This window comes from Paenibacillus sp. FSL R5-0887 (assembly GCF_038002305.1).
GTDB lineage: Bacteria > Bacillota > Bacilli > Paenibacillales > Paenibacillaceae > Paenibacillus_AQ > Paenibacillus_AQ odorifer.
Map to the genome: position 1 here is coordinate 2772887 of NZ_JBBOCE010000001.1, position 22968 is coordinate 2795854.

The 22968-nt window shown below is 46.8% G+C and carries 26 protein-coding genes; all 26 read right to left on the bottom strand.

The genetic code is table 11. The features are described 5' to 3' along the window. Positions 1–186: 186 nt before the first annotated feature. Positions 187–906: a hypothetical protein gene (locus tag MKY14_RS12540; RefSeq protein WP_340976565.1), complete on the bottom strand. Its 720-nt coding sequence runs from the start codon at positions 904–906 to the stop codon at positions 187–189. A gap of 253 nt (positions 907–1159) precedes the next feature. Then, positions 1160–1975 carry a sporulation transcription factor Spo0A gene (gene spo0A / locus MKY14_RS12545; RefSeq protein WP_036682806.1) on the bottom strand — a complete coding sequence of 272 codons (816 nt, stop codon included), beginning with the start codon at positions 1973–1975 and terminating at the stop codon, positions 1160–1162. Positions 1976–2172: 197 nt separating this feature from the next. Then, complete coding sequence (gene spoIVB / locus MKY14_RS12550; RefSeq protein ID WP_081383394.1) at positions 2173–3285, bottom strand: SpoIVB peptidase; 1113 nt, start codon at positions 3283–3285, stop codon at positions 2173–2175. A 138-nt stretch (positions 3286–3423) separates the two neighbouring features. Beyond that, a complete protein-coding gene (gene recN / locus MKY14_RS12555; RefSeq protein WP_076129654.1) occupies positions 3424–5151 on the bottom strand; it encodes a DNA repair protein RecN in 1728 nt (575 codons plus the stop codon). Between the two features lie 46 nt (positions 5152–5197). Continuing rightward, on the bottom strand, positions 5198–5647 hold the full coding sequence (gene ahrC / locus MKY14_RS12560; protein WP_036682813.1) for a transcriptional regulator AhrC/ArgR: 450 nt from the start codon (positions 5645–5647) through the stop codon (positions 5198–5200). A 31-nt stretch (positions 5648–5678) separates the two neighbouring features. Further along, the gene (locus MKY14_RS12565) at positions 5679–6152 is read right to left on the bottom strand and encodes a hypothetical protein (protein ID WP_254857028.1); all 474 of its coding nucleotides are present in this window, start codon (positions 6150–6152) and stop codon (positions 5679–5681) included. Between the two features lie 331 nt (positions 6153–6483). Continuing rightward, on the bottom strand, positions 6484–7386 hold the full coding sequence (locus tag MKY14_RS12570) for a TlyA family RNA methyltransferase (protein ID WP_076129653.1): 903 nt from the start codon (positions 7384–7386) through the stop codon (positions 6484–6486). A gap of 45 nt (positions 7387–7431) precedes the next feature. Beyond that, entirely contained in the window at positions 7432–9336 is a 1905-nt protein-coding gene (gene dxs, locus MKY14_RS12575; RefSeq protein ID WP_076129652.1) for a 1-deoxy-D-xylulose-5-phosphate synthase, read from the bottom strand. A gap of 99 nt (positions 9337–9435) precedes the next feature. Beyond that, the gene (locus MKY14_RS12580) at positions 9436–10383 is read right to left on the bottom strand and encodes a polyprenyl synthetase family protein (RefSeq protein WP_076281389.1); all 948 of its coding nucleotides are present in this window, start codon (positions 10381–10383) and stop codon (positions 9436–9438) included. After that, positions 10370–10627 (bottom strand): exodeoxyribonuclease VII small subunit, encoded by a 258-nt coding sequence (gene xseB / locus MKY14_RS12585; protein ID WP_036682818.1) that lies wholly within the window; start codon positions 10625–10627, stop codon positions 10370–10372. Before xseB ends, MKY14_RS12580 begins: the two co-directional genes overlap by 14 nt. Further along, complete coding sequence (xseA, locus tag MKY14_RS12590; protein WP_340976568.1) at positions 10605–11984, bottom strand: exodeoxyribonuclease VII large subunit; 1380 nt, start codon at positions 11982–11984, stop codon at positions 10605–10607. Before xseA ends, xseB begins: the two co-directional genes overlap by 23 nt. A gap of 11 nt (positions 11985–11995) precedes the next feature. Next, complete coding sequence (gene folD, locus MKY14_RS12595; RefSeq protein WP_036682821.1) at positions 11996–12853, bottom strand: bifunctional methylenetetrahydrofolate dehydrogenase/methenyltetrahydrofolate cyclohydrolase FolD; 858 nt, start codon at positions 12851–12853, stop codon at positions 11996–11998. A 42-nt stretch (positions 12854–12895) separates the two neighbouring features. Continuing rightward, positions 12896–13348 carry a transcription antitermination factor NusB gene (gene nusB / locus MKY14_RS12600; protein WP_036682824.1) on the bottom strand — a complete coding sequence of 151 codons (453 nt, stop codon included), beginning with the start codon at positions 13346–13348 and terminating at the stop codon, positions 12896–12898. 257 nt (positions 13349–13605) lie between these two features. Continuing rightward, positions 13606–13839: a DUF2273 domain-containing protein gene (locus MKY14_RS12605; protein WP_036682825.1), complete on the bottom strand. Its 234-nt coding sequence runs from the start codon at positions 13837–13839 to the stop codon at positions 13606–13608. Between the two features lie 15 nt (positions 13840–13854). Next, positions 13855–14394, bottom strand: a complete 540-nt coding sequence (gene amaP, locus MKY14_RS12610; RefSeq protein WP_036682827.1) for an alkaline shock response membrane anchor protein AmaP — start codon at positions 14392–14394, stop codon at positions 13855–13857. 74 nt (positions 14395–14468) lie between these two features. Beyond that, positions 14469–14885: an Asp23/Gls24 family envelope stress response protein gene (locus MKY14_RS12615; RefSeq protein ID WP_076129649.1), complete on the bottom strand. Its 417-nt coding sequence runs from the start codon at positions 14883–14885 to the stop codon at positions 14469–14471. A gap of 115 nt (positions 14886–15000) precedes the next feature. After that, positions 15001–16344: an acetyl-CoA carboxylase biotin carboxylase subunit gene (gene accC / locus MKY14_RS12620; RefSeq protein ID WP_076129648.1), complete on the bottom strand. Its 1344-nt coding sequence runs from the start codon at positions 16342–16344 to the stop codon at positions 15001–15003. Positions 16345–16398: 54 nt separating this feature from the next. Beyond that, positions 16399–16908, bottom strand: a complete 510-nt coding sequence (gene accB / locus MKY14_RS12625; protein ID WP_340940721.1) for an acetyl-CoA carboxylase biotin carboxyl carrier protein — start codon at positions 16906–16908, stop codon at positions 16399–16401. A gap of 147 nt (positions 16909–17055) precedes the next feature. Then, complete coding sequence (locus MKY14_RS12630) at positions 17056–17973, bottom strand: SpoIIIAH-like family protein (protein ID WP_076278399.1); 918 nt, start codon at positions 17971–17973, stop codon at positions 17056–17058. 67 nt (positions 17974–18040) lie between these two features. Next, positions 18041–18685 carry a stage III sporulation protein AG gene (spoIIIAG, locus tag MKY14_RS12635; RefSeq protein WP_175617305.1) on the bottom strand — a complete coding sequence of 215 codons (645 nt, stop codon included), beginning with the start codon at positions 18683–18685 and terminating at the stop codon, positions 18041–18043. Between the two features lie 43 nt (positions 18686–18728). Then, on the bottom strand, positions 18729–19505 hold the full coding sequence (gene spoIIIAF, locus MKY14_RS12640; protein ID WP_340976570.1) for a stage III sporulation protein AF: 777 nt from the start codon (positions 19503–19505) through the stop codon (positions 18729–18731). Positions 19506–19532: 27 nt separating this feature from the next. After that, positions 19533–20765, bottom strand: a complete 1233-nt coding sequence (gene spoIIIAE / locus MKY14_RS12645; RefSeq protein ID WP_036682845.1) for a stage III sporulation protein AE — start codon at positions 20763–20765, stop codon at positions 19533–19535. Between the two features lie 44 nt (positions 20766–20809). Next, positions 20810–21199 carry a stage III sporulation protein AD gene (gene spoIIIAD / locus MKY14_RS12650; RefSeq protein ID WP_340010838.1) on the bottom strand — a complete coding sequence of 130 codons (390 nt, stop codon included), beginning with the start codon at positions 21197–21199 and terminating at the stop codon, positions 20810–20812. A 7-nt stretch (positions 21200–21206) separates the two neighbouring features. Continuing rightward, positions 21207–21410 (bottom strand): stage III sporulation protein AC, encoded by a 204-nt coding sequence (gene spoIIIAC, locus MKY14_RS12655; protein ID WP_036682849.1) that lies wholly within the window; start codon positions 21408–21410, stop codon positions 21207–21209. A gap of 13 nt (positions 21411–21423) precedes the next feature. After that, positions 21424–21942, bottom strand: a complete 519-nt coding sequence (gene spoIIIAB, locus MKY14_RS12660) for a stage III sporulation protein SpoIIIAB (protein WP_076104383.1) — start codon at positions 21940–21942, stop codon at positions 21424–21426. Continuing rightward, the gene (gene spoIIIAA, locus MKY14_RS12665; protein WP_076129644.1) at positions 21935–22936 is read right to left on the bottom strand and encodes a stage III sporulation protein AA; all 1002 of its coding nucleotides are present in this window, start codon (positions 22934–22936) and stop codon (positions 21935–21937) included. The genes spoIIIAB and spoIIIAA overlap by 8 nt, the downstream gene beginning before the upstream one ends. Between the last annotated feature and the right edge of the window lie 32 nt (positions 22937–22968).

Below are 22968 nucleotides of genomic sequence, written 5' to 3' on the forward strand. Positions count from 1 at the left end.
AAATGTTGGTGGAAAAGTATCCACATTAAAGACACTGATGAATAGATCTCAGTGTCTTTTTACTGCATTGATTTTATTGATAGCTCTTGCCACGGACAGTGGTCACTTATCAATAAAAATCTTTTTCAACACATTTTTTTCCAAACTTCTCTTCATCTCTCCGATTGATATAACTTTAATGAAGCATCATGAGAAATTTTTATCAAAACAGTCTTTAGTCTCGCATTTAATTTTATACCATTGATAACCATAATCCGATAAGTTTGGTAGGATCAATAATTTGTTACCACAGCGGATACAATTATTTTCTGATAAATTTCCGTTCTTGTAGTCCGCTAAGTAACCTTCTGCTAGTTCTACTTCCTTAATTATATTTTCTAGAGCAACATCGCTTATATCAAAAGTTGTCATATCTCCTCTATTTGCATAAATAGAGCGTGAAAAAGCTCCAAATCCACCAACCAGTTCGTGGTGATGGGTATTAATCCGTCCCCCACCTCTCTCAAATAATTTGATCATCGGTTCATATATATCTGGAAACTGCAATGCGATATTGTCGCGCGAATCAAGCAAAGAGCACCAGCGTAAATAATGTATACTTATTAATTTCATAAGCATAATATCAATTTTATTAAAATTCGGACACGTTTCTAAGAAGATGTCCCACTCATTTTCCTCCATCTTAAAACCTAATAACATATCCATACCTATGTATATACTTGCTGCTTCCTTAGAGATAAACTGCAAAAACATGCCGACTCTTCGGTAATACTCTGCAATCAAATTAGCATCTGCTTCATATTCACCTCTAGATCTTACTTCTTCATATCTTTTTTTTGAAATTCCAATGTATAAATTCGCATCAATGTTCTTAATTCTTTCAACACCTGATTCGTAATAATTCATGAAGATTCCTCCGACTTAACTCACAAATGTAGTTCTCTATATTCTGATAGAAGAATTGGTTTATCTAACCAGCTGGCCCGATTGTTCTAAGCCCCTGCTTGAGTTTCACCATTTATAAGATGGCTAATCTTTAAATAAAAACAAAACCCAATAAACCATTTAGGTTTATCGGGCGAGATTTAAAAAAGTTTATCGGTTCAAAACAAGTTTATCGATTTTATACTGACTGTACCACACACTGCCCCTAACCCTTTCAACTAACCTTATGCTCAATCCGCAGCTTGTCCGCTACCATGGCAATAAATTCCGAGTTAGTAGGCTTAGATTTGGAGATATTAATGGTGTAGCCGAATAAATGGCTGATGGAGTCAATGTTGCCACGGGTCCAAGCGACTTCAATCGCGTGGCGGATCGCGCGTTCTACGCGTGAAGGCGTGGTTTTGAACTTCTCAGCGATTGCTGGGTAGAGTGTCTTCGTAATCGCACCAAGGATCTCGATATTGTTATATACCATGGTGATCGCTTCACGCAGGTACTGATAGCCCTTGATATGCGCTGGGACACCGATTTCATGGATGATCGAGGTAATGTTAGCGTCGAGGTTCTTGCCCTTAGAGAGCGGCACTACATTCGATCTGGACGTCGACGAATAATTGTACATGTTGGAGGAGGAGCTCATGCTGCCTTGAGAGCCGACAAGCTGACGTACACGATTTGCCAGGACCTCCATATCGAACGGTTTCAAAATATAATAGGATGCACCAAGCTGTACAGCTCTTTGAGTGATGTTCTCCTGACCAAAAGCAGTCAGCATGATGATCTTCGGTTGAGGATTCAGATCCATATCACGTAGACGTTCCAATACACCTAGGCCGTCTAAATGCGGCATGATGATATCAAGAATAAGAACATCGGGAATTTTACGCGCTTCGCTAAGCATTTGAAGCACTTCTTCACCATTGTAGGCGATACCCGTTACGGTCATATCTTCTTGCTCAGAAATGTACTCGGAAAGCAAATTCGTAAATTCCCTGTTATCATCGGCCAACAACACTTCAATATTCTGCACTGGCTGCTTCCTCCTTAATTATATCTGCTATTCGAAAATAACATTTTTTTCTTGTCTCTTACGTTTTCGACATGGAGATCGAATTCCCTTCTGTCGAAAATTATTTTTCTTTATTTTTTTTCTGCGTTGGATTATAATTAAATATTTTATCTCAATGTTCGAGGTTCTTCGTAATCGTTCGACAAAAAATCTTAAGGCTAAACCGCCTTAAGATTTAATGAATACCTATTCTCCTGTTTGGTCACACCTGAATCTTGAAGCATCCATTCGATGAAGCATCCATAACCGGACTTAGGATCATTTACAAATACATGAGTTACGGCTCCGATGAGACGGCCATCCTGTACGATAGGACTTCCGCTCATGCCTTGAACGATACCGCCTGTCTTATCGATAAGACGTGGATCGGTGATCCGCAGCACCATTCCTTTAGTGGCTGGCGTTTGCTGATGTGCTACATGAATGATCTCAACCTTAAACCGTTCCACCTGCTGTCCGTCAACTACAGTTAGGATCTCAGCTGGACCTTCCTTGACTTGATCGCTCATCGCCACGGGGATAGGTTCTTTGTAAAGACTGTGCTCGGGATTGGAGCTCATTTTACCGAAGATGCCGAAGTCAGTATTGCTCTCCACATTTCCAAGCACTTGGCTTTCTTTCAAAAAATGCGCTCGTTTCTCGCCCGGATCGCCATCCTGGCTTTTGGATATGGAGGTGACACTGGACTGAACGATATGACCACTGCCTACAACAATTGGAGTACCGGTATTCATGTCTGTAATCACATGTCCCAAAGCTCCATATACACCTTGCTCTGGAGCATAAAAAGTTAATGTGCCAACACCCGCTGCTGAATCACGAATGTACAGGCCTAACCGCCACACTTTGTCATGAATGTCATACGCGGGCTTTAACTTAGCTGTATGCTCTTTACCTCCGCGTTTGAAGACAATGGTCAAGGGGTTATTCGCTTTACCAGCACGATCCACCAGCTTGGCCACCTTGGACAACTCGTCCAATTTCTCACCATTCATGGAGATCATCAGATCACCCGGCACTAAACCGCTGACCTCTCCTGGGGAAAGCTTAGTTTTCTCGGATACTTCAATCAGATGATGACCAACAACCAAAACACCTGCTGATTTCACTTTCACACCGATCGTTTGACCTCCCGGGATCACCTTAAGCTCGGAATGAATTCCTTGTGCAGTCACCTTGGCTGGTTCACCTTGCAGTGGTGCAGCAGAACTTAGGTTTGTTCCCGTTATGCCCGATAAACTAAGAAAGAAGGCAAATAAAAGGCCTGGCATTAACTTCCTGAGGTTAGGCTTCAATGGCTGTCACGCTCCCTTTTGCTTCTTTCGCTTGACGAAAAAGGTGGTCGCCAATTGCGTACCTATAAGATAACCTTGCCCCCAGGCTTTTATTACTGTCAATCATTGCTCCGCTTAGCTTGTTGCAGCCTTACTTGCCTCGGCCAGATTAAGCATTTCCTGCGAGTGGTGCAATGTTTTTTCGGTAATTTCTACGCCACCCAGCATCCTGGCCAGCTCCATTACACGTCCATCGTTCGTTAGGGATTCCACTTCAGTCATGGTTCTTCCATCCTCAACCTTTTTGCGGATTAAGTACTGATGGTCAGCCATACAAGCCACCTGCGGCAAGTGAGTAATGGAGAACACCTGACAGGTAGAGGACAGCTTAAACAGCTTATCTGCGATGGACTGAGCAGCTCTGCCGCTGACACCAGTATCCACTTCGTCAAAAATTAGAACTGGAATTGCATCATGGCGCGCAAAAATACTTTTCATTGCCAGCATAATACGCGACAGCTCACCACCAGAGGCAATTTTGCCAAGAGGTCTCAGGGGTTCGCCCGGGTTAGGGGATATCATAAATTCTGCGCTGTCTATCCCTTGTCTTGTGAGGCGAATACGCCGACCATTGTATTCGACTCCACGCGGGTCCTCCAGCCTGTCCAATTTGACCTGCAACGAGGTTCTTTCCATTTGAAGGTCTTTGAGCTCACCCTCCACTTGGGTGGCCAGATCAGCAGCACAAAGCTTTCGTGCTTCACTTAATTCCGTAGCTGCTTCCATTAATACAGACAGCAACGAATCGCGCTTCGCCGTCAGTTTCTCCAGATATTCATCTTTATTCTCAAGCAAATCAGTTTCCCGGTGAATTTGTTCATAATAAGCCAAAATCTGTTCTACACTTTCTCCATATTTACGTCGGAGTCCAGTGATCAAATCCAAACGATTCTCTATTTCTTCAAGTCGCATCGGATTGAACTCGATATTTTCCCGGTAATCACGAAGCTGAAAAGCAGCATCCTCTAGCTGGTAATATGAGGACTGCAGCTGTTCGAGCACTGTTCGCAGACCCTTCTCATCGTAACGAACTGCATCCTCAAGTCTGGAAATAACATTACCGATCGATTCCAAGCCTTGTCTGTCGTAAAGTAGCTCATATGCACCCGATACGGAATCCATCATTTTCTCACTGTGGGATAGTTTGACCCGTTCTTCGGTAAGTAATTCATCTTCTCCCGGTTTTAATCCGGCGGATGAAATTTCTTCAAGCTGAAAACGATATAAGTCAAGCATTTGGTATGCCTTCTGGCTGGATTCCTGCAGCTCTCGCAGCTCTTTCTCCACCTTCGCGAAGGCAGAATACCTTTCCTGAAAAACTGCCTTTAGCGGACCAATAATCGGTTCTCCGTATGTATCCAGCAGTCCCAGATGCCGTTCCGCCTTCAGCAAGTTCTGGTGCTCATGCTGGCCGTGTATATTAACCAGCTGCTCGCCGATCTCGCGAAGCATGGTAAGATTGACCATCTGCCCATTTACACGTGATGTACTTTTACCTTGAGAGGTAAGCTCGCGTCGTATAATAAGATGCTCCTCGCGCTGGGCCTCAATGCCAAGACGCTCCAAAGTCTCCCAAACGGGATGACCGCTGGGAAGACTGAAGAGCGCCTCCATCTCCGCTTTTTCACAACCATAACGAATGGAATCCGCAGAACCGCGGCCTCCAACAATCAATCCAAGCGCATCAATAATAATGGATTTACCTGCCCCGGTCTCCCCCGTAAGCACGTGGAAGCCAGGATAAAAATGCACATCTACCGCCTCAACGACGGCAAGATTGCGTATAGACAAGGTTTCTAACACTAATAGAGCACCTCCGAGAAGATGACAGGCATCTGATTAATTATAATTAAGAAATATAACCCATGATTTGTGAAATTACGGTCTTGCTGTCCTCAGGTAAACGGCAAATGATAAGGATTGTATCATCACCAGAAAGGGTTCCCATAATTTGCGGCCAGTCAATATTATCAATTAAAGCAGCGACAGAGTTAGCCGTACCTGGTAAACATTTCATCACCACAAGATTAGCCGAGGAATCGATCTGCACAAAATTATCCACAAGAACGCGCTTAAGCTTCTGAATGGGATTGTACCGTTGATCCGTTGGAAGTGAATATTTATATCTTCCATCATCCATGGGTACCTTGATGAGCAACAGCTCTTTTATATCTCGAGATACTGTGGCTTGAGTAACTTGAAAACCTGATTCCCGCAAGGCTTCCACAAGCTCGTCCTGTGTCTCGATATCCTTTTGTGTAATAATTTCACGAATCTTAATATGTCGTTGTCCCTTCATTGTTGCCTCCTGGTATATAAAAAATATGGACTCAGTTTGATTCTCCGTCGTCTTTGCCAAGCTTAATGACATGGATCGATGCTGTTGCTACATTAACATATAGAACGCCGCTGCATTCCGGATAGATCAGCAGGTAGGGAAGCAAGGTATCACGTAAGCCACTGCCAGTGAAATCCAAAGGCTTGCGTGGTCTGGAAAGGATAACTAAATATAAAGTTCCTTCCTCTTTTGTCGCCACATAATCTATAAATAACCGGCTATACATCTGCGCCCCATTTACGTTGAAAGACAAGGGGATTTTTAATTTCCCTCCAACGACCTCATATCCTTCATCCTCAAGTATATCAATAGAGGGATGTGGAATAATCACTTTATTGAACGGAATTTGATCCTTCATAAAAGAACGCGGAGAACTCTGCAGCCATACATATATCCGATATATTATAAAAATCGATAATGCTACCCCAATAAACGCCATAACGACCTTGTCAGAGCTACCCGCCACTATCAATCACCTCGGTGATTTATTCGCGTGAAGCCCTGGTAAATCCTGCTTCTAAGCTGTCTTTTTATAAGCTTTCCGCATAATTGATATTATTCGCTAATTCAGCAATTTACAATTACAACGAGCACAGTAAATCCAAAAAAAGATTCAAAATATAAAGACCCGGATTTTATACCGGGTCTTTATTTTAATAAATTCAATCCCTTTGAGCAAATCTGCTCCCTCAATCTTAACAGATGAAGAGGAATTTTCAAGGTTGAACTCTTCAGACTTCCCACTCAAAAAAAACACCCCGCTGACCATTTGAGGTTGACGGGGTGTTCATAAAGCTCTAACGGCGCGCGGAGTTTCCATGAGTAGAACTCACATTAAAAGTACCCGTAGCCTGCTTAATCACTTCATCAGCAAGGGATGGAAAGTCCTCTACTGGAATGACTGCTGCAACAGCAGCTGCCGGCTGTACGGATGATTCTTCGCCTTCCGCCACTTCTGGCGTCAGTCTCCAATGAGCAAGAAACTCAATATTGCCTTCCCCGCCTGTAATTGGCGAAAAAGTCAATCCATGGAGACCGAATCCTAACTCTGCAGCCATAGTCAGTACATTAATCAAAACCTCTTTATGGACAGCAGAATCACGAATCACACCTGATTTTCCAACCTTCTCACGTCCAGCCTCAAATTGCGGCTTGATGAGTGCAGCGATATCTGCTGGACGTTGCAGCAAGGCTTTGAGGGGTGGGAGAATTATTTTTAAGGATATAAAAGATACATCAATACTGGCAAAGTCCGGAACAGGACCCTGCAAATCTGTAGGTGTCATATACCGGAAGTTCGTACGCTCCATAACGCTCACTCGCTCATCATTCCGCAGTGACCAATCCAGCTGGTTATAGCCAACATCAATGGCGTACACATGGCTTACACCATTCTGAAGCGCACAATCTGTGAAGCCGCCAGTGGAAGCACCAATGTCCAGCATGTTCCGACCGGTAAGATCAATATTAAATTGGCGAAGAGCCTTCTCCAGCTTTAGGCCTCCACGACTGACATACGGATGCACAGAGCCTTTAACCTTAAGGGTAGACTCCCGCGAGACCTTCATGCCAGCTTTTTCAATACGTTCCTCATCCGCGAGCACTAACCCTGCCATAATAGCAGCTTTAGCTTTCTCCCGGCTTTCATAAAAACCTTGCTCCACAAGCAGTACATCAATCCGTTCTTTACGGTGTTCCATGGTCATCTCCCGATCGTTCAAGGGTTACTAATTTCCGGCTTCCACTTAGGAAGACGAAGTCGTTTTGTAATTATAAGCACTTAGAGCCATCATGGACTTGATACGTGCACATAACGCTTCTACGGTAAGACCTGTTTGCTGACGTTGTTCTTTAATGGAGCCATGCTCCACGAAGATGTCGGGCACACCCATCAGATGTACACGGGCGTCATAAATTTCATGCTCCGCGTAGAACTCCAATACCGCACTGCCGAGACTTCCCGCTTGGCAAGCCTCTTCAATAACAACCATATTGGTTCCAGCATGAGCCAAATCCAGAAGCATGGAATTATCAAGCGGCTTCAGGAAACGCGCATTCACAACGCCCACCTGAATCCCTTCCCGCTTCAGCAAATCAGCGGCTTCTTCAGCCACTTGAACCATAGGACCACATGCCACAACAGCATATCCTTCTCCTGTACGCAGTCGTTCCCATGATCCTATAGGAAGGGTATGCAGTTCAGCGTCCAATGCCACACCTGTTCCGTTAATACGCGGATAGCGGTAAGCAATTGGACCGTCATTATATTCAAGTGCCGTCTTCATCATATGACGCAGCTCATTTTCGTCTTTTGGCATCATCATAACCATATTAGGGATATGGCGCATAAAAGCAACATCGTACACACCCTGATGAGTCTCACCATCCGCACCCACAAATCCAGCACGGTCAATGGCGAACATAACATTGGCATTATGGCGGCAAATATCATGGACGATCTGATCATAGGCACGCTGCATGAAGGTAGAATACACGGCGTATACCGGCTTCATCCCTTCCATAGCCAAAGCTGCACACAAGGTTGCTGCATGCTGCTCTGCAATCCCCACGTCAATCATACGATCCGGGAATTCCTTCGCAAAAGGAAACAAACCTGAACCGCCTGGCATCGCAGGGGTAACTGCAATCAGACGCGAATCTTCACGTCCTAGCTCAATCAGTGTACTACCAAATACTTCGGTGTACATTGGAGGACCTACAGCTTTAAGTGCCTGACCTGACTCAATTTTGTAAGGGGAAATAGCATGCGATTTATAAAAATCAGTCTCAGCCGGTTTATAGCCCTTGCCTTTGGTCGTCAGCACATGCACAAGCACAGGACCCGCCACGTTATCTGCTTGATGGAAGGTGTCGATCATTTTCTCCAGATCATGTCCATCCACTGGCCCAAGATACGTAAAGCCAAGCTCTTCAAACAATACTCCAGGAACCATCATATATTTAAGACTGTTTTTTAATTGTTCAGCGGTTTTCGCTAATCGTCCACCGATGGCTGGAATCTTCTTAAGCAGCCCTTCAACCTCGTCTTTGGCACGCAAATAATGACGGTCCGAACGAATTTTGCTTAAATAATTGTGCATCGCCCCTACATTCGGAGCAATCGACATTTCATTATCGTTCAAAATAACCATCAGCTTACGCTTCTCATGGCCAATGTGGTTAAGCGCTTCAAAAGCCATCCCGCCGGTAAGCGCACCGTCACCAATCACGGCAATCACCTTGTTGTCTTCGCCTTTTAGATCACGAGCCATAGCCATCCCCATCGCTGCCGACAAAGAGGTGCTGCTATGTCCAGCCTCCCACACATCATGTTCGCTTTCAGAGCGCTTAACAAAGCCGCACAATCCCTGATATTTGCGCAGGGTATCAAAGCGATCTTGACGGCCGGTCAGTATTTTGTGGACATAGGCTTGGTGGCCAACGTCGTAGATCATTTTGTCACGAGGACTGTTGTAGCAATAATGTAAGGCCAGCGTGAGCTCCACCACCCCCAGATTAGAACCGAGGTGCCCGCCGGTTGCTGTAAGCTTCTCAATCAGAAATCGTCGAATCTCCTCTGCAAGAGTAGTTAATTCTTCGACTGACAGTGATTTCAGTTGTTGTGGATCATTTATTTGTGGAAGCAGCACGAATAGTTCCCCGCTTTCCTAGATGTTGTAAAATATATAAAAACCATTATAACACAAACGAAACGGCTGTCGAAATACAGCCGCTTCGAAAGTTCATACTTAGTGATCACGTGCCATTAAATAATCTGCAATTTCCAGCAGGCGCTGGTTGTCGTAAAAACCGCCATTCAGCACAGCATTTCGGGCTGCTTCTGTAAGCTGCTTCACCTCAGCACGAGATTCCTCCAACCCAATAAAATAAGGGTAGGTTACCTTCTGCTGCTTGATATCGCTACCTGTTTTTTTGCCAAGCTTGCCTTCATCACCAACCAAATCAAGAATATCATCCTGGATTTGAAAAGCTAGTCCGATGCTTGTACCAAAATCACGCAGAGCTTCAAGCTGCTTCTCTGTTGCCCCTGCGATACGTCCGCCGGCTAACAACGAAAAGATAATTAAATCTCCGGTTTTATGCAGATGAATATACTTCAACTGCGCAAGATCTGTTAGTCCTTGCTCGCCTTCCATATCTGCAATCTGACCGCCGACCATGCCGCGTGGACCTGCCATTTCCGCCAGATCCTCCACTATGGATAAAACATTTTCAGCAGGAATGCCAAATTTACGCGAGGCTTGTACCACACTATAAAAAGCATGGGTCAAAAGCGCATCACCCGCAAGAATAGCTGATGCTTCACCAAAGACTTTATGATTCGTCAGCTTGCCGCGCCGATAATCATCATTATCCATGGCAGGCAGATCATCATGAATCAACGAGTAGGTATGTACCATCTCAATCGCGGCTGCAACAGGCAAGGCTGCTTCACGGCTGCCTCCCAGTGATTCACAAGCAGCGATCACAAGCAACGGCCGGAGGCGTTTGCCCCCTGCCATTAGCGAATACTTCATCGCTTGCTGTAAATTTTCTGGAACCGTCCACGCTGCGGGAAGAATAGTCTCAAGCTCATGTGAGAGCAAATCACTTATCGATGCGATGTAATCCTCCAGCGGCTGCCGCATGCTTTCACTTGCGGAGCTTCCCTCCAGATCATTCTCAAAGCGATTCATCGGCGTCCCCTTCCAGACGTGCACCAAACGGCTTTTTGCGCAGTTCTCCGTCCTCTTGGGTAATCATTTCGATCTTACGCTCTACTTGTTCCAGCTTGCTGCCGCAAAGCTGCGACAGCTTCATGCCCTGCTGAAATAAATCGATGGCCTTCTCCAGAGGAACGTCGCCGTGTTCAAGCTCACGAACGATTTCCTCCAGTCGGTCCATAGCGCCTTCAAAATCAAGTTCCGCTTCCTTCGTCATCGTCTTTGCCATCCTCCTTCATCCCCCATACTTGGCAGTTCAGCTGTCCGTCATTCATCTTTATCACCACAAGATCGCCAAGCTGCACTTCGGTCAGCGATTTGATTAAATGTTCTTCCGCCTCGTCATACACTAAGCTGTAGCCTCGCGACATAACTTTTAGCGGGCTCAGCGCATCCAGGTGACGAATCTCTGCCACATAGCGAGATCGCTTCTCCTGCAAACGAGCCTGCATAGCGCCCATTAACTCACGGCGCATACTGTCCGTGCGCTGACGTGCTGCGGCAACACTGTCGCGCGGATGGAACCGCTGCAGACTGTGATGCAGCACCGCCTTGCGCTCGCGGGAACGGCTGAGCCGTGCATCCGCCGAGCGCTGGAGCCGCTCACGCAGCATGTCCAGCCGCTGCGTGTGCTGAATCAGCGTGCGGCGCGGCCCTGCCAGCGCCAGCGAGCGCTGCAGCACCGAGTGGTGCTCGCGTCCACGCTGGGCGCGTTGTTGCAGCGCCTGGCGCAGCCGCTGCTGCAGCTGGCGAAGCTGCGCAGCTAGCTCGCCGGCATGAGGCACGGCCAGCTCAGCGGCCGCTGTGGGCGTAGCCGCGCGGAGGTCGGCGGCGAAATCGGCAATCGTGAAATCGGTCTCGTGGCCGACGGCCGAGATGACCGGAATCCTTGATGCCGATATCGCTCGCGCGACTTCCTCCTCGTTGAACGCCCACAGCTCCTCCAGCGAACCGCCGCCGCGGCCGACGATAAGCACGTCGGCTTCACCCATGGCGTTCAGCGCACCAATCGCCTTCACTATCGAAGGCGCAGCGCCTTTGCCTTGCACCAGTACGGGATAGATTACAATAGCTACCTGCGGAAACCGCCGCTGAAGCGTAATCACAATATCTCGTACAGCTGCTCCTGTTGGGGAAGTAATCACACCAATACACTTCGGAAACCGCGGCAACGAACGCTTGCGAGCTTCTGCAAAAAGGCCTTCTTTTTCAAGCTTGCTCTTCAGCTGCTCATAGGCCAGATATAAACTGCCAATCCCATCAGGCTGCATATGTGTGGCGTAGAACTGATATTGCCCATCCCGTTCATAAACGGTCACATTACCTCTGGCAATTACCCGAGCGCCTTCTTTCGGAATAAAGGGTAGCCGCTGGTTATGAGAAGCGAACATAATCGCTTTAATGCGGCTGCTCTCGTCCTTAAGTGTAAAATACATATGCCCGCTGCCATGATGTGTAAAGTTGGATATCTCTCCGCGAATCCACACATCCGAAAGTAAATTATCCGAGTCTAGCTTCATGCGGATATAACGGTTGAGTTCTTTGATCGAATAAACCTGCCGCTCTGCCGCCATGAATCTTACCCCTATTCCAGGCCGTGACGGCGTTTAGCCGCAATCAGCGTGTTGCTCATCAGCATTGTAATAGTCATCGGACCAACCCCGCCTGGAACAGGCGTGATGTATCCGGCAACTTCTTTTGCACTTTCATAATCAACATCACCTGCGAGTTTACCGTTATCCAGACGGTTCATGCCCACATCAATGACAACAGCACCCGGCTTCACATAGGAAGCATCAATGAAATTAGCTCGTCCGATCGCTACAACCAAAATATCCGCTTGACGGCTAATCTCTTGCATATTAGCTGTACGGGAATGGCACATAGTTACGGTAGCATTTTCGCGTTGCAACAAGAGGGAAACTGGCTTTCCTACAATATTGCTACGACCAATTACAACGGCATGTTTACCTGCCATACCTGTTCCTGTACGTTTGATCAGTTCGATTACTCCTGCAGGAGTACATGGAAGAAGACTGTCAGCACCGATGACCAGGTTGCCTACATTGACAGGGTGAAAGCCGTCTACATCCTTTTCCACGGAGATTGCATCAATAACAGCCTTCTCCTCGATATGCTTAGGCAATGGGAGTTGAACCAGAATTCCGTCGATATCATCGCGTCCGTTTAGCTCTGCTACCAGTGCCAGAAGTTCTTCTTGAGAAGTGGATTCATCCAATTTATGCACTTCCGAATGGAATCCTAAGCTGATACAAGATTTCTCCTTATTGCGAACATAAACCTGAGATCCCGGGTCTTCACCTACTAGAATAACAGCCAAACCGGGCTTTACGCCGCGTTTCGCCAGTTCAGCAACCTCTTGGGCAATGCTAATACGAATTTCCTCGGATACTTGTTTACCACTGATGATTGCTGCTGTCATGTTAGTCTCTCCCCTTTTATATACTTTACTATGGTTTATAAATTAAGAATGGTCAGCTTTAATAGTATCTATCTCTTGGATCATCTTGCCGAGTACTCCGTTAACAAACTTCCCGGAATCATCCGTTCCAAAATGCTTGGCCAAATCGATCGCTTCATTCACCGCAACCTTCGCAGGCACATCATTGGCGAACACCATTTCATACGCTGCTAAACGTAGAATCTGACGATCCACACGTGACAGACGGCTCATTTGCCAGCCCTTCAGGTAATGTTCAAGTATATCGTCGATCGCTACCTTGTGCTCCCATACCCCATTCACATGCTCTACCACATAGTGTTTAAGCTGAATCTCGTCCGTGATTACACGTTCGGTTTCATTCTCTTCTGAAGCTTCCTCGAGCAGCATTTCTACGGCTTCCGCGCTTTCCACATCGTTCATTTCCATCTGATACAGGCTTTGGACAATAATCTCTCTAGCTATACGTCTTTTCATGTGTTCCTCCTAAAATCTTATATCGCATTAAAATATTCACTTGTACTGCAACAACGTCTACAACCCAAATATTGCTTCACACTTATTCATTCTTTCCCTAATCCTGTGAGGATTATTGCACAAAGCGAAGATACCTTCAGAGGAAGCTCGCAAATATACCGATCCCTTGTCGCAAAAAAACCGCAAAGCCTTTCTTCCGGGGGCAACGGACAACACAAACTTACGGTTTCCTGCTCCGGGAAAAAGACTATCGCGGTTCACTTAAAGGGACGCCAGCGTCCGGATAATCGCGAAACCAACTCCTGCCATTGAAACAGGGGCGCTTGCGCGGTATCCTTTCTTTTGCCGAGCGTATATCCGATGAACACTACCAGTGCAAAGAACAGCATATCCCAAAAACCGCAAATTAAATAAATCAAACCCAGACCAATGCCGAAAGTCACTCCGGCGATTCTACCCCCGTGACTTTCCCATACTTCTTTCCAAGACATAAGGGAAACTCACCTCTATTCCACTCGACTTTTGAAGCTTGGAGACTGCGTGAGGTTAGCAATATATACAGACACATCAGCAACCGGAATGCCGGTTGTCTCCTGCACGAAATCATGCACCTGACGTTGTACTTCTGTGGTAAGCAGCGGTAATGAATGCTCACCGTCGACTACTGCACGAATTGTAATTTCAAGGCCAGCCTGCGAGACACGAATACGTGACTTGAGATCTCTGATTCCCTTCACTTTACCGGCAGCCTTAAGACTCAGATTCTCAATAGTTTCCATTGAAATCTGGATATCCCCATACTCTGTACGCTGATCGACCGAAGGCAATGAAGCGCGATCACGGCGCAGAGAGATGTAGAAAAATCGGATGCTCAGAAGGAACAAGACAACTGCTACTATTATTGCTGTAATATAAGCTGCTGGTCCATTCTCAATCTCCAAAGTTCTAGGAATCGCACCGCTTAAGAGGAGGATGGCAATAACAGATAGTATTCCGATACTTAAGCTGTAGACAAACAGCAAAAGTCTGTCCAAAATTTTTGCCACGAGTCTCATAACCTCCTTAAATTAGAGTAAACCCTCGACTTTGCTGTCGGGGGTTTATGGAAGAACGATGACTGCTATTTCACACGAAGAATCGTTTCAGTTTCTTCGTTCTTGTCTACAGTGTTGTTGTTCTTGAATTGCACATCATGAATATGCACATTCACTTCCACAACAGTCAGACCAGTCATAGTCTCGATGGAGCGCTTAACATTACGTTGAATTTCAGCAGCCACTTCAGGAAGGCGATTGCCATATTCAATAATTACAGAAACATCCACCGCAGCTTCACGTTGTCCAACCTCTACTTTAACTCCTTTGGACAGATTCTTACGTCCAAGAAGTTCAACAATACCACCGGCGAATCCGCCGCTCATACCTGCTACACCTTTAACCTCAACGGTCGCCAGACCTGCAATAACCTCGATTACTTCAGGAGCAATCTGGATTTCACCGATTTCCGTCCGTTCGTATTCTGTCGGCAATGTACTCATTTTAGACTTCACACCTTTCAAGAAAGATTGTTCATGATTTCAAGCGTAAAGCACGTCTCTTATTAAACATACTATATCATTTGACGAACTTTATGACAAACAAACCGAAGTCGTCCTAAATTTCATACTCTTCAAGAAACTTAATGTCAAAGTTACCATCCAAAAATACAGGATGCTCCAACAGTTTCTGATGGAAAGGGATGGTGGTATGAATGCCTTCCACGGCGAATTCAGCCAAGGCGCGCTTCATCTTCGCAACCGCTTCCTGACGTGTAGGAGCCCAGACAATCAGTTTTGCAATCATAGAATCATAGAAAGGGGAAATCGTATATCCTGGGTACGCCGCACTATCTACACGAACGCCAAGGCCTCCTGGTGGCAAATAAAAGCCGATTTTTCCTGGTGAAGGCATGAAATTACGCTCAGGATCTTCAGCATTTATACGGCATTCAATGGACCAGCCATTAATCACGATATCTTCCTGAGTGAATGACAGCGGATTGCCTTCTGCTACAGAGATCATTTCCTTAATCAAATCCACACCTGTAACCATTTCTGTTACTGGATGTTCAACCTGAATACGGGTATTCATCTCCATGAAGTAGAACTGTCCATCCGGTCCAAGCAGGAATTCAAGTGTTCCGGCTCCCGAATAATTCACGGCAAGTGCTGCTCGAACTGCTGCATTACCCATTGCTTCACGAATTTCCGGTGTGAGCACTGAACAAGGTGCCTCTTCAATCAGCTTTTGGCGACGACGCTGCACGGAGCAGTCCCGTTCACCTAAATGCACTACATTGCCATGTTTATCTGCAATAATCTGAATCTCCACATGCTTCATGCCTGTTAGGAATTTCTCCAGATATACACCAGCGTTACCAAACGCCTTTTGTGCTTCCTGTTGTGCAGCAGTAATCTGCTTCACTAAAGATTCCTCGTCCTCAGCAATCCGTATTCCCTTACCTCCGCCACCTGCAGTCGCCTTAACGATGATTGGGTACCCAATATCGCGGCCCAGCATGACAGCTTCCTCTACATCGCCTACAAGACCATCTGAGCCCGGGATAATCGGAACTCCAGCCAGTTTCATGGTTTCCTTCGCCACAGCCTTATCACCCATACGGTTTATGGCATCTGGAGAAGGTCCTATGAAGATAATATTGCAAGATTCACAAATCTCTGCAAAATCCGCATTTTCAGCTAAAAATCCATAGCCAGGATGGATGGCATCACATTCCGTTAAGGTGGCTACACTCATAATATTTGTAAAGTTCAGATAGCTGTCCTTGGCCGGCATCGGACCGATGCAGTAAGCTTCATCAGCCAACCGGACATGCAGTGAATCCCGGTCGGGTTCCGAATAGACCGCGACGGTGGAAATGCCCAGCTCACGGCAGGCCCTAATAATGCGGACCGCGATTTCGCCGCGGTTGGCAATCAACACTTTTTGAATGTTCATGCGTTTCCTCCCAAAGTTTTGCGAAGCTTCCGCTCCTTAAGTAGTCTGCGGTATTTATTCCGGTTTAACCAAGAATAGTGGTTGACCGTATTCTACAAGCTGACCGTTCTCAGCAAGCACAGACACGATTTCACCTTTGATCTCCGCTTCCAGCTCATTCATCAGTTTCATCGCCTCAATAATGCAAACCGTTGTTTTTTCACTTACACGGTCTCCAACATTAACAAACGAAGGCGTTTCCGGAGAAGCGGCACTATAAAAGGTCCCCACCATTGGAGACACAATTTTATGTAGTTTGCCTTCTGCAGCTGCTTGTGGCTGCTGCGCTGGAGGAACTTCACCTACTACCGGATAGGATACTTGCGGTACGCTCTGCGGCTGCGGGGCAGGCGTAAAGGGATAGGCAGCATAAGGAGTCGCCTGTACTGCTGTTCCATCAGCTTCAGGGCGATCCGGTTTGCGAATTGCAAGCTTCATTCCTTCGCTTTCGATCTCCAACTCATGTACAGAGGAGGTCTGGTCCAGCAATTTAATCAATTCCTTAATTTCGCTCAACTTGAACATATATCAGTTCACTCCTTCAGCTTTCTCTCGAAGCCACTTCTTAAGCGGACAAGATAACTTTATGTATTATATCACAATCGGTAAAAATGGAAAGAGCCCGGGGCAACCCGAGCTCTTTCGTCATTTTTCTTTTAATTATACAGCTTATTATTGCTCAGAAACGTATTGTACACTAATTTTATCTTGAGATACACTCAGTTCCTTCATTACGAGATCCACGATGCTGACCGCTTGCTTTACATCCAGTTTGTCGCTGAGAACGACTACTTTATAGCTGTCTCCAGCTTCTTCCTTTACAATCGCTTCGCCATATTTTTGTTGAAGCTGTTCTTCAATACCGGTAATTTTGGATTCTTTTTCTTCAAGATTAAGAAGTTGTTCTTGAGCGACTGCGTTATCAGCAGGTGTTTTGTCCATGTCATTAATCAAAGCAAGCAAGTCTTGTTGGTTCTTAAGATTCTTTTGCTCACGTTCATAAAGGTAGTTAGTGAACATGCTGCTCGCCGATACACTTTGAGAAGCTACTTCATCGAGAATTTCTTTGTCATTTTTAGCTGGAGTCTTGGTTGTTGTATTTGCGGCTGTATCTTTAGCAGATGTATCTGTTTTCGCGGCATCTTTAGCAGCAGTGTCGGTTGTTGCCTTCTCTGAGTCACTGCTATTTGCGGCAGCTTTACTGCTATCGTCCTTAGCAGCTGTAGTTGTACTTTCGTCCGTTTTAGCAGTAGTAGTGCTATCATCCGTTTTAGCGGTAGCAGCACTGTCATCCGTTTTGGCGGCAGTAGCGCTGTCGTCCGTAGTAGCGGCGCCAGTAGTGCTATCTACAACGCCTTCATCGGCAACAACATCGCCTTGACTAACAACTTCGTTCACAACAACACCTTTGTCACCAACCGTTGGCAACGCTGCACCTGCTGTGTCTTTCAGGGAATCAACCTGCATTGTGCCAGCCGTGTCTTTTGGAATCGAAGCACCTGAGTCTTCAGTGAATAAATAGTATGCAGAGAGGACCACCATCAAGCTGAGCATAGAAACCAACCATATCGTTTGTCTTTTGCCGTTCATTCCTAATTCCTCCTAAAATTTAATCTAGTGGCTGCTTCGGAAGCACTCACTTATTGACTTTCTCCTGCTACTCTTGTTTGCGTGGTACTACTGAAATGCGCTGGATCGGGACGTTCAAGCCTTTTTCTATAGCCTGCTCGACAAGTCCACGAACAACCTTGTTCTCTGCCCCTTTGGCAACTACCAGTACGCCGCGTACCTGAGGTTTGATCCGCTTCGTCACGATGGGTGTCTCGTCCCCTGATTGCGAGTAGGTTACGATTTCGCCATCCCTCGTATATTGTGTCGTATGACGTTTCCCCCCACTGGCATCCGTCTCTTCACTAAGCTGTTGGGAGTCATTCATATTACGCACCACGACAATTTCTTCTGTAGACTCCACTGTAACCATGATATCGACTGTACCGACGCCAACGATTTTCTCCAAAATTTCCTTCATCCGGTTCTCCATCGCTAGTTCGATGCTGTCGAATGAATTGGTCGTTGTGGTTGGATCACTCTGCACCAGCGCCGTTTGAGAGGACTGATTCACCGGCGGCTCACGCCCTGTATTCTCGTTATCAATCCTCTTCACATTGACGAAGGAATTGAATAGCATGATCGCTGCGCCCAGCAGACCCAGAATGATCAGCCAGCGAAAGGTATGGCTTCTCTTCGGACTGCCGGCCCCACCCCCAGCCCACTGCTCAAGCTTTTTCAGCCAATTGCTCACTCCCATCCCTCCTAAAAATTATAGTTTCTTAGAAACATCAAGCTCATGATTTGACGTTACTAGCCACGCTGCCATCCACCTGAATGACTTTGGGATCCAAATCCCACTTCAGTTCCAGCAGCTTTACAATGGACTCCATTTCACTCGAGGACGCGCTGTCTTCAGCTACAGTTCCGTTCACTGCTTTATTAGGTTCAGCTGATGATGTTGCTTCACTCTCTACGTTATCTGCCGGATTAGCGCCAATTTTAACTTCTACAGGTGCTACAGGAGAGATTGTAATGGGTGCTGTAGTCGCTGTGCTGGAAGCTCCGGAAGTACCAGGGGACTTAGCCGTTGTCTGAGGCATAGAGACCCTTACATTGGAAATGACAGGAACGTCTTCGTTACCAGTGCCGCCAGACTTCCCCATGCCCAGCGTTACGGTGACATTAACCCCGCGTTTGCCGGTCTCACTGATAATCTGCTCTTTCATCTGACCCGCCACCTCTTCGGCAGCGAGCTGCAGACTCTGTTCCTGACGGCCTTGTGCAAGCTTTTGCCCATCTGCCAGAATCTGTTCCAAGGATGGGTTTCCCTTCCCTCCGCCAGTGAACAAACCGCCCTCTTTCTCTTGCTGTCCCATAGCGACACTCAGTTCGGAGATTGCATCACCTTTCAGGAGAGAGACAATAGGGCTGAGCATCGTGAGCAGGATTAGGAGACTTAGCACCAATCTTGCATAACGCTCCATGGATTTGCTTGGGAGCAGCAATTCAACAAATGACGCCAACAGCACAACCAGGATGATCTCCCGCAGCCAACCGCCTAACCAGCTCATGGTTTCCCTCCTAAAGGTTTTGTTGCTTCACCTCATCATTACGGTCAAATTGCCCGCAGTCAGCATGATCGTAACCGCCATAAAAAACATTAAGGAAACAGCAGCCAAAGCAGCGAATACGTACACCATGCTTTTTCCAATCGTCTGGAGACAGACTACAATCGGTGTCTCTCCCAGCGGCTGCATCACAGCGGCGGCTATGTTGTAGATAAGGGCAAGCACCAGGATTTTGATTGCCGGAAAAGCACACAGGAACAATATGATAATGACACCCGATAACCCGATCGCATTCTTCACCAGCAGTGAAGCTGAGATTACTGTGTCTGTGGCATCCGCGAACATTTTGCCGATGACCGGAACAAAATTCCCTGTAATATATTTAGCGGCCCTAATGGTGACCCCATCCGTTACTGAGCTTGTTATCCCTCGCACGGAAATTACACCTAGGAACACAGTTAGCAGTACACCTAACAGTCCAGCACCGATGTTTCGCAGCAGGTTAGCCAGCTGGGTTAGTTTATATTTCTCTGACAATGCGCTGACCAGATGCAGCACTGCCGAGAAGAAAAGAAGCGGAAAAACAAGGGTGTGGATCATGGTGCCAACCGTATGAATCATAAAAACAATTAACGGATGGGTGACAGAGACCGTAACGATATTCCCCATCGAAGCCAGCAGCGCGAACAGCAGTGGAATCATCGCCATCATGAAATCGATCATCCGATCGATAGCATCCTTTGCATAACCAATAGCGATATTGAAGCTGTTCACGGCAATTACCAGCACCACCATATAACAGAGCGTATAAGCGACCTTACTGACCGTTTTTCGCTCAAAAGCGGTTTGCAGCGTCTCCAGAATCATGCTGAGCACACTGATCATCACAATCGTCACGAGCAGCTTTCCGTTGTACAGCACCTCATGCCACATAAAGCCTAGAAGCCCAGATAACACACCCTTCAAGCTGAGCCCCTTATCTCCTGGAAGCAGCATGTCCATTAGCGTGGGTGTGGCCCCGTCCGGGAAAAAACCACCATAATCCTTCATCAGCTGATCCCAGTACGACTCGACTTTATCTTTTGGCAAATTATTCACCTGGCTCTTGACCCACTGGTCTACCGGGGAGGAACTGCCGGATTCTGGTGTTGAGGAAGCTTGCACACTCTGAGCTGTACCTGCAAACCATAGAATGAAAAAGAATGGAAGCAGCAGCAGTATTATTTTTAGTTTTGGAGGACGGAAAACACTGCGCTCTTGCATAATTTCTCCTTCCGATTCGTTGCTCAGCTCTCTTTACGATTGCTTTAAGCAGGCAGTAGTTTCATGACGGTTTCGATAATGATGCTGATGATGGGTACGGCTAGTACCATAATTAGCACTTTGCCGGCGAGTTCTATTTTGGAAGCAATCGATTCCTGACCGGCATCTCGTACAATCTGTGCACCGAACTCCGCGATATAGGAAATGCCGATGATTTTGAAAACAGTCTTCAAATAAATCATTTCCATCCCCGATGACTCAGCCACCCGCTCCAGTGTAGAGAGGATCATTCCGATCTTGCCGATGAGAAACATAAAAATTAGAATTCCTGTTGTAGTAGCAAGAAGGAAGGCGAACATCGGTTTTTGTTCCTTCAGTACGAGAATCAATATGGTCGATATCAGCCCAACCCCAACAACTTGAATAATCTCCATGGCACGCCTATTGAAAAAGAAAGATCGTTTTTATTTCCTGCAGCAACCCGTCCAGCATACGAATCACCATGAACAGCACGACTACGAACCCGATCACGGTGACCCAATGTGCGAAATCCTCTTTTCCCATCTGTTTGAGCACCGTGTGTATCATGGCGATAATTATGCCAATGCCGGCAATTTGAAAAATCGCATTGACTTCAATATTCATTCCTGGCACCTCGCTAAAAGATCAAAATGACGATCAGTACTCCAAGCAGCAGACCCAGGCTTTTACTTAACTTTTCATATTTGCCTTGATCCTCTCTGGCCACCGACTCCTCCTGCTTCAATTGCTGCAATGCTAACGCGATATGAGTGCTCTGATTCGACCTATCGCTTGTGCCGAGAGTACAGCTGAGCTGGCGAAGAATCTCTCTTTCTGTCCCCTTCATAGCGGTAGACTTCCAATATGCTTCCATCGCCCGCTGGATGGCATCCTGGGCGCTTCTGTCATAGGGAGGGCTCATCTCCTCCGCTGTTTTGACAAACAACGATTTCAGCGGGTCCTTCGACTGATTCCCAATCCGCCGCATGGCTTCCGGCAGTGGGGTGAAGCCGTACATGATCTCTGTTTCCAACCGCTGTAGTGCTGCTATTAAACCTCTGATATGTCTGGGCCTGTCTGCATATTGACGAGCAAACTGGAGACCTGCAAGCGTACCAGCCACCACAATGAGCACAGCACCGAACAGCTTAAGCATGCAAATCACCACCTAGTCGATCCCCGGGAGAGATAAGCAGCATTCCTCTTTTCTGGCCATCCAGAATACGAAACGTGAGGCCTGCTTCTGAACGATGGAGTATGACATATCTCTCGAACATCTTTTGTTCCAGCAGTCCTCCAAGACCCGGCCTACGAGCCAACTCTGTTACATCTTTTCCGTGAGCGGAAGCAATGACAGATATTCCGGCATGCAGGGCCTCGGTAACTGCTTCGGCATCTTCAGGACGCCCAATCTCATCCGCGATTAATACATCTGGCGATAGCGACCGGATCATCATCATCATGCCTTCTGCCTTGGGACAGCCATCAAGAACATCAGTCCGCGGACCCACGTCAAAAGCGGGAACACCACGCCGGCTGCCAGCAATTTCAGACCGTTCGTCAACAATTCCCACCTTCAGCCCCGGTCTAATCCCTTCGCGCTTGCCCAATTCCCCTAAGGAGATTTGTCTTGCAAGATCGCGGAGCAGGGTAGTCTTGCCATGTTGTGGAGGGGAGAGAATCAAGGTGTGCATCATTCGCTGCCGCCCCTTGTCCAGTAAATAAGGCAGCACTCCATCTGCGATTCCAGGTACTTCTCGAGCAATACGGACATTAAAGCCAGTGATATCACGAAGATGCTCTACACCTCCGCCACTCAGTACTGTCCGACCAGCAAGTCCTATCCGATGACCGCCGGGAATCGTAATAAATCCTTTTCTCAGCTCTTCTTCCATCGTATATAGCGAATGGTTGCTGATCAGGTCTAGCAGTCGATGAGTGTCTTCCCGATCCGGCTTGTAAGCTTCTTCAGGCCTCTGCGTCAAACTGCCATTCACTCTTAGAAAGTGATATTTACCAGAGTAGTTAATTTCCAGCGGACGACCTTCACGGACACGAATCTCCTCCACCATTCCTAGCAGCGGAAGGGGAAGGCACTTTAACAGCGCTCTTACTTTTTCAGGAAACAATTGCAGCCAATCATCTGCCATACAAAGTACCCCCAAGCTGTCCTCTACTTAAT

Coding starts and splice junctions, on each gene's coding strand:
- MKY14_RS12540 (WP_340976565.1), bottom strand. CDS start 906: ATGAATTATTACGAATCAGGTGTTGAAAGAATTAAGAACATTGATGCG.
- spoIVB (WP_081383394.1), bottom strand. CDS start 3,285: ATGCCAGGCCTTTTATTTGCCTTCTTTCTTAGTTTATCGGGCATAACG.
- ahrC (WP_036682813.1), bottom strand. CDS start 5,647: ATGAAGGGACAACGACATATTAAGATTCGTGAAATTATTACACAAAAG.
- MKY14_RS12570 (WP_076129653.1), bottom strand. CDS start 7,386: ATGGAACACCGTAAAGAACGGATTGATGTACTGCTTGTGGAGCAAGGT.
- MKY14_RS12580 (WP_076281389.1), bottom strand. CDS start 10,383: ATGAATCGCTTTGAGAATGATCTGGAGGGAAGCTCCGCAAGTGAAAGC.
- xseB (WP_036682818.1), bottom strand. CDS start 10,627: ATGACGAAGGAAGCGGAACTTGATTTTGAAGGCGCTATGGACCGACTG.
- xseA (WP_340976568.1), bottom strand. CDS start 11,984: ATGGCGGCAGAGCGGCAGGTTTATTCGATCAAAGAACTCAACCGTTAT.
- folD (WP_036682821.1), bottom strand. CDS start 12,853: ATGACAGCAGCAATCATCAGTGGTAAACAAGTATCCGAGGAAATTCGT.
- nusB (WP_036682824.1), bottom strand. CDS start 13,348: ATGAAAAGACGTATAGCTAGAGAGATTATTGTCCAAAGCCTGTATCAG.
- MKY14_RS12605 (WP_036682825.1), bottom strand. CDS start 13,839: ATGTCTTGGAAAGAAGTATGGGAAAGTCACGGGGGTAGAATCGCCGGA.
- MKY14_RS12615 (WP_076129649.1), bottom strand. CDS start 14,885: ATGAGTACATTGCCGACAGAATACGAACGGACGGAAATCGGTGAAATC.
- accC (WP_076129648.1), bottom strand. CDS start 16,344: ATGAACATTCAAAAAGTGTTGATTGCCAACCGCGGCGAAATCGCGGTC.
- accB (WP_340940721.1), bottom strand. CDS start 16,908: ATGTTCAAGTTGAGCGAAATTAAGGAATTGATTAAATTGCTGGACCAG.
- MKY14_RS12630 (WP_076278399.1), bottom strand. CDS start 17,973: ATGAACGGCAAAAGACAAACGATATGGTTGGTTTCTATGCTCAGCTTG.
- spoIIIAF (WP_340976570.1), bottom strand. CDS start 19,505: ATGAGCTGGTTAGGCGGTTGGCTGCGGGAGATCATCCTGGTTGTGCTG.
- spoIIIAE (WP_036682845.1), bottom strand. CDS start 20,765: ATGCAAGAGCGCAGTGTTTTCCGTCCTCCAAAACTAAAAATAATACTG.
- spoIIIAD (WP_340010838.1), bottom strand. CDS start 21,199: ATGGAGATTATTCAAGTTGTTGGGGTTGGGCTGATATCGACCATATTG.
- spoIIIAC (WP_036682849.1), bottom strand. CDS start 21,410: ATGAATATTGAAGTCAATGCGATTTTTCAAATTGCCGGCATTGGCATA.
- spoIIIAB (WP_076104383.1), bottom strand. CDS start 21,942: ATGCTTAAGCTGTTCGGTGCTGTGCTCATTGTGGTGGCTGGTACGCTT.
- spoIIIAA (WP_076129644.1), bottom strand. CDS start 22,936: ATGGCAGATGATTGGCTGCAATTGTTTCCTGAAAAAGTAAGAGCGCTG.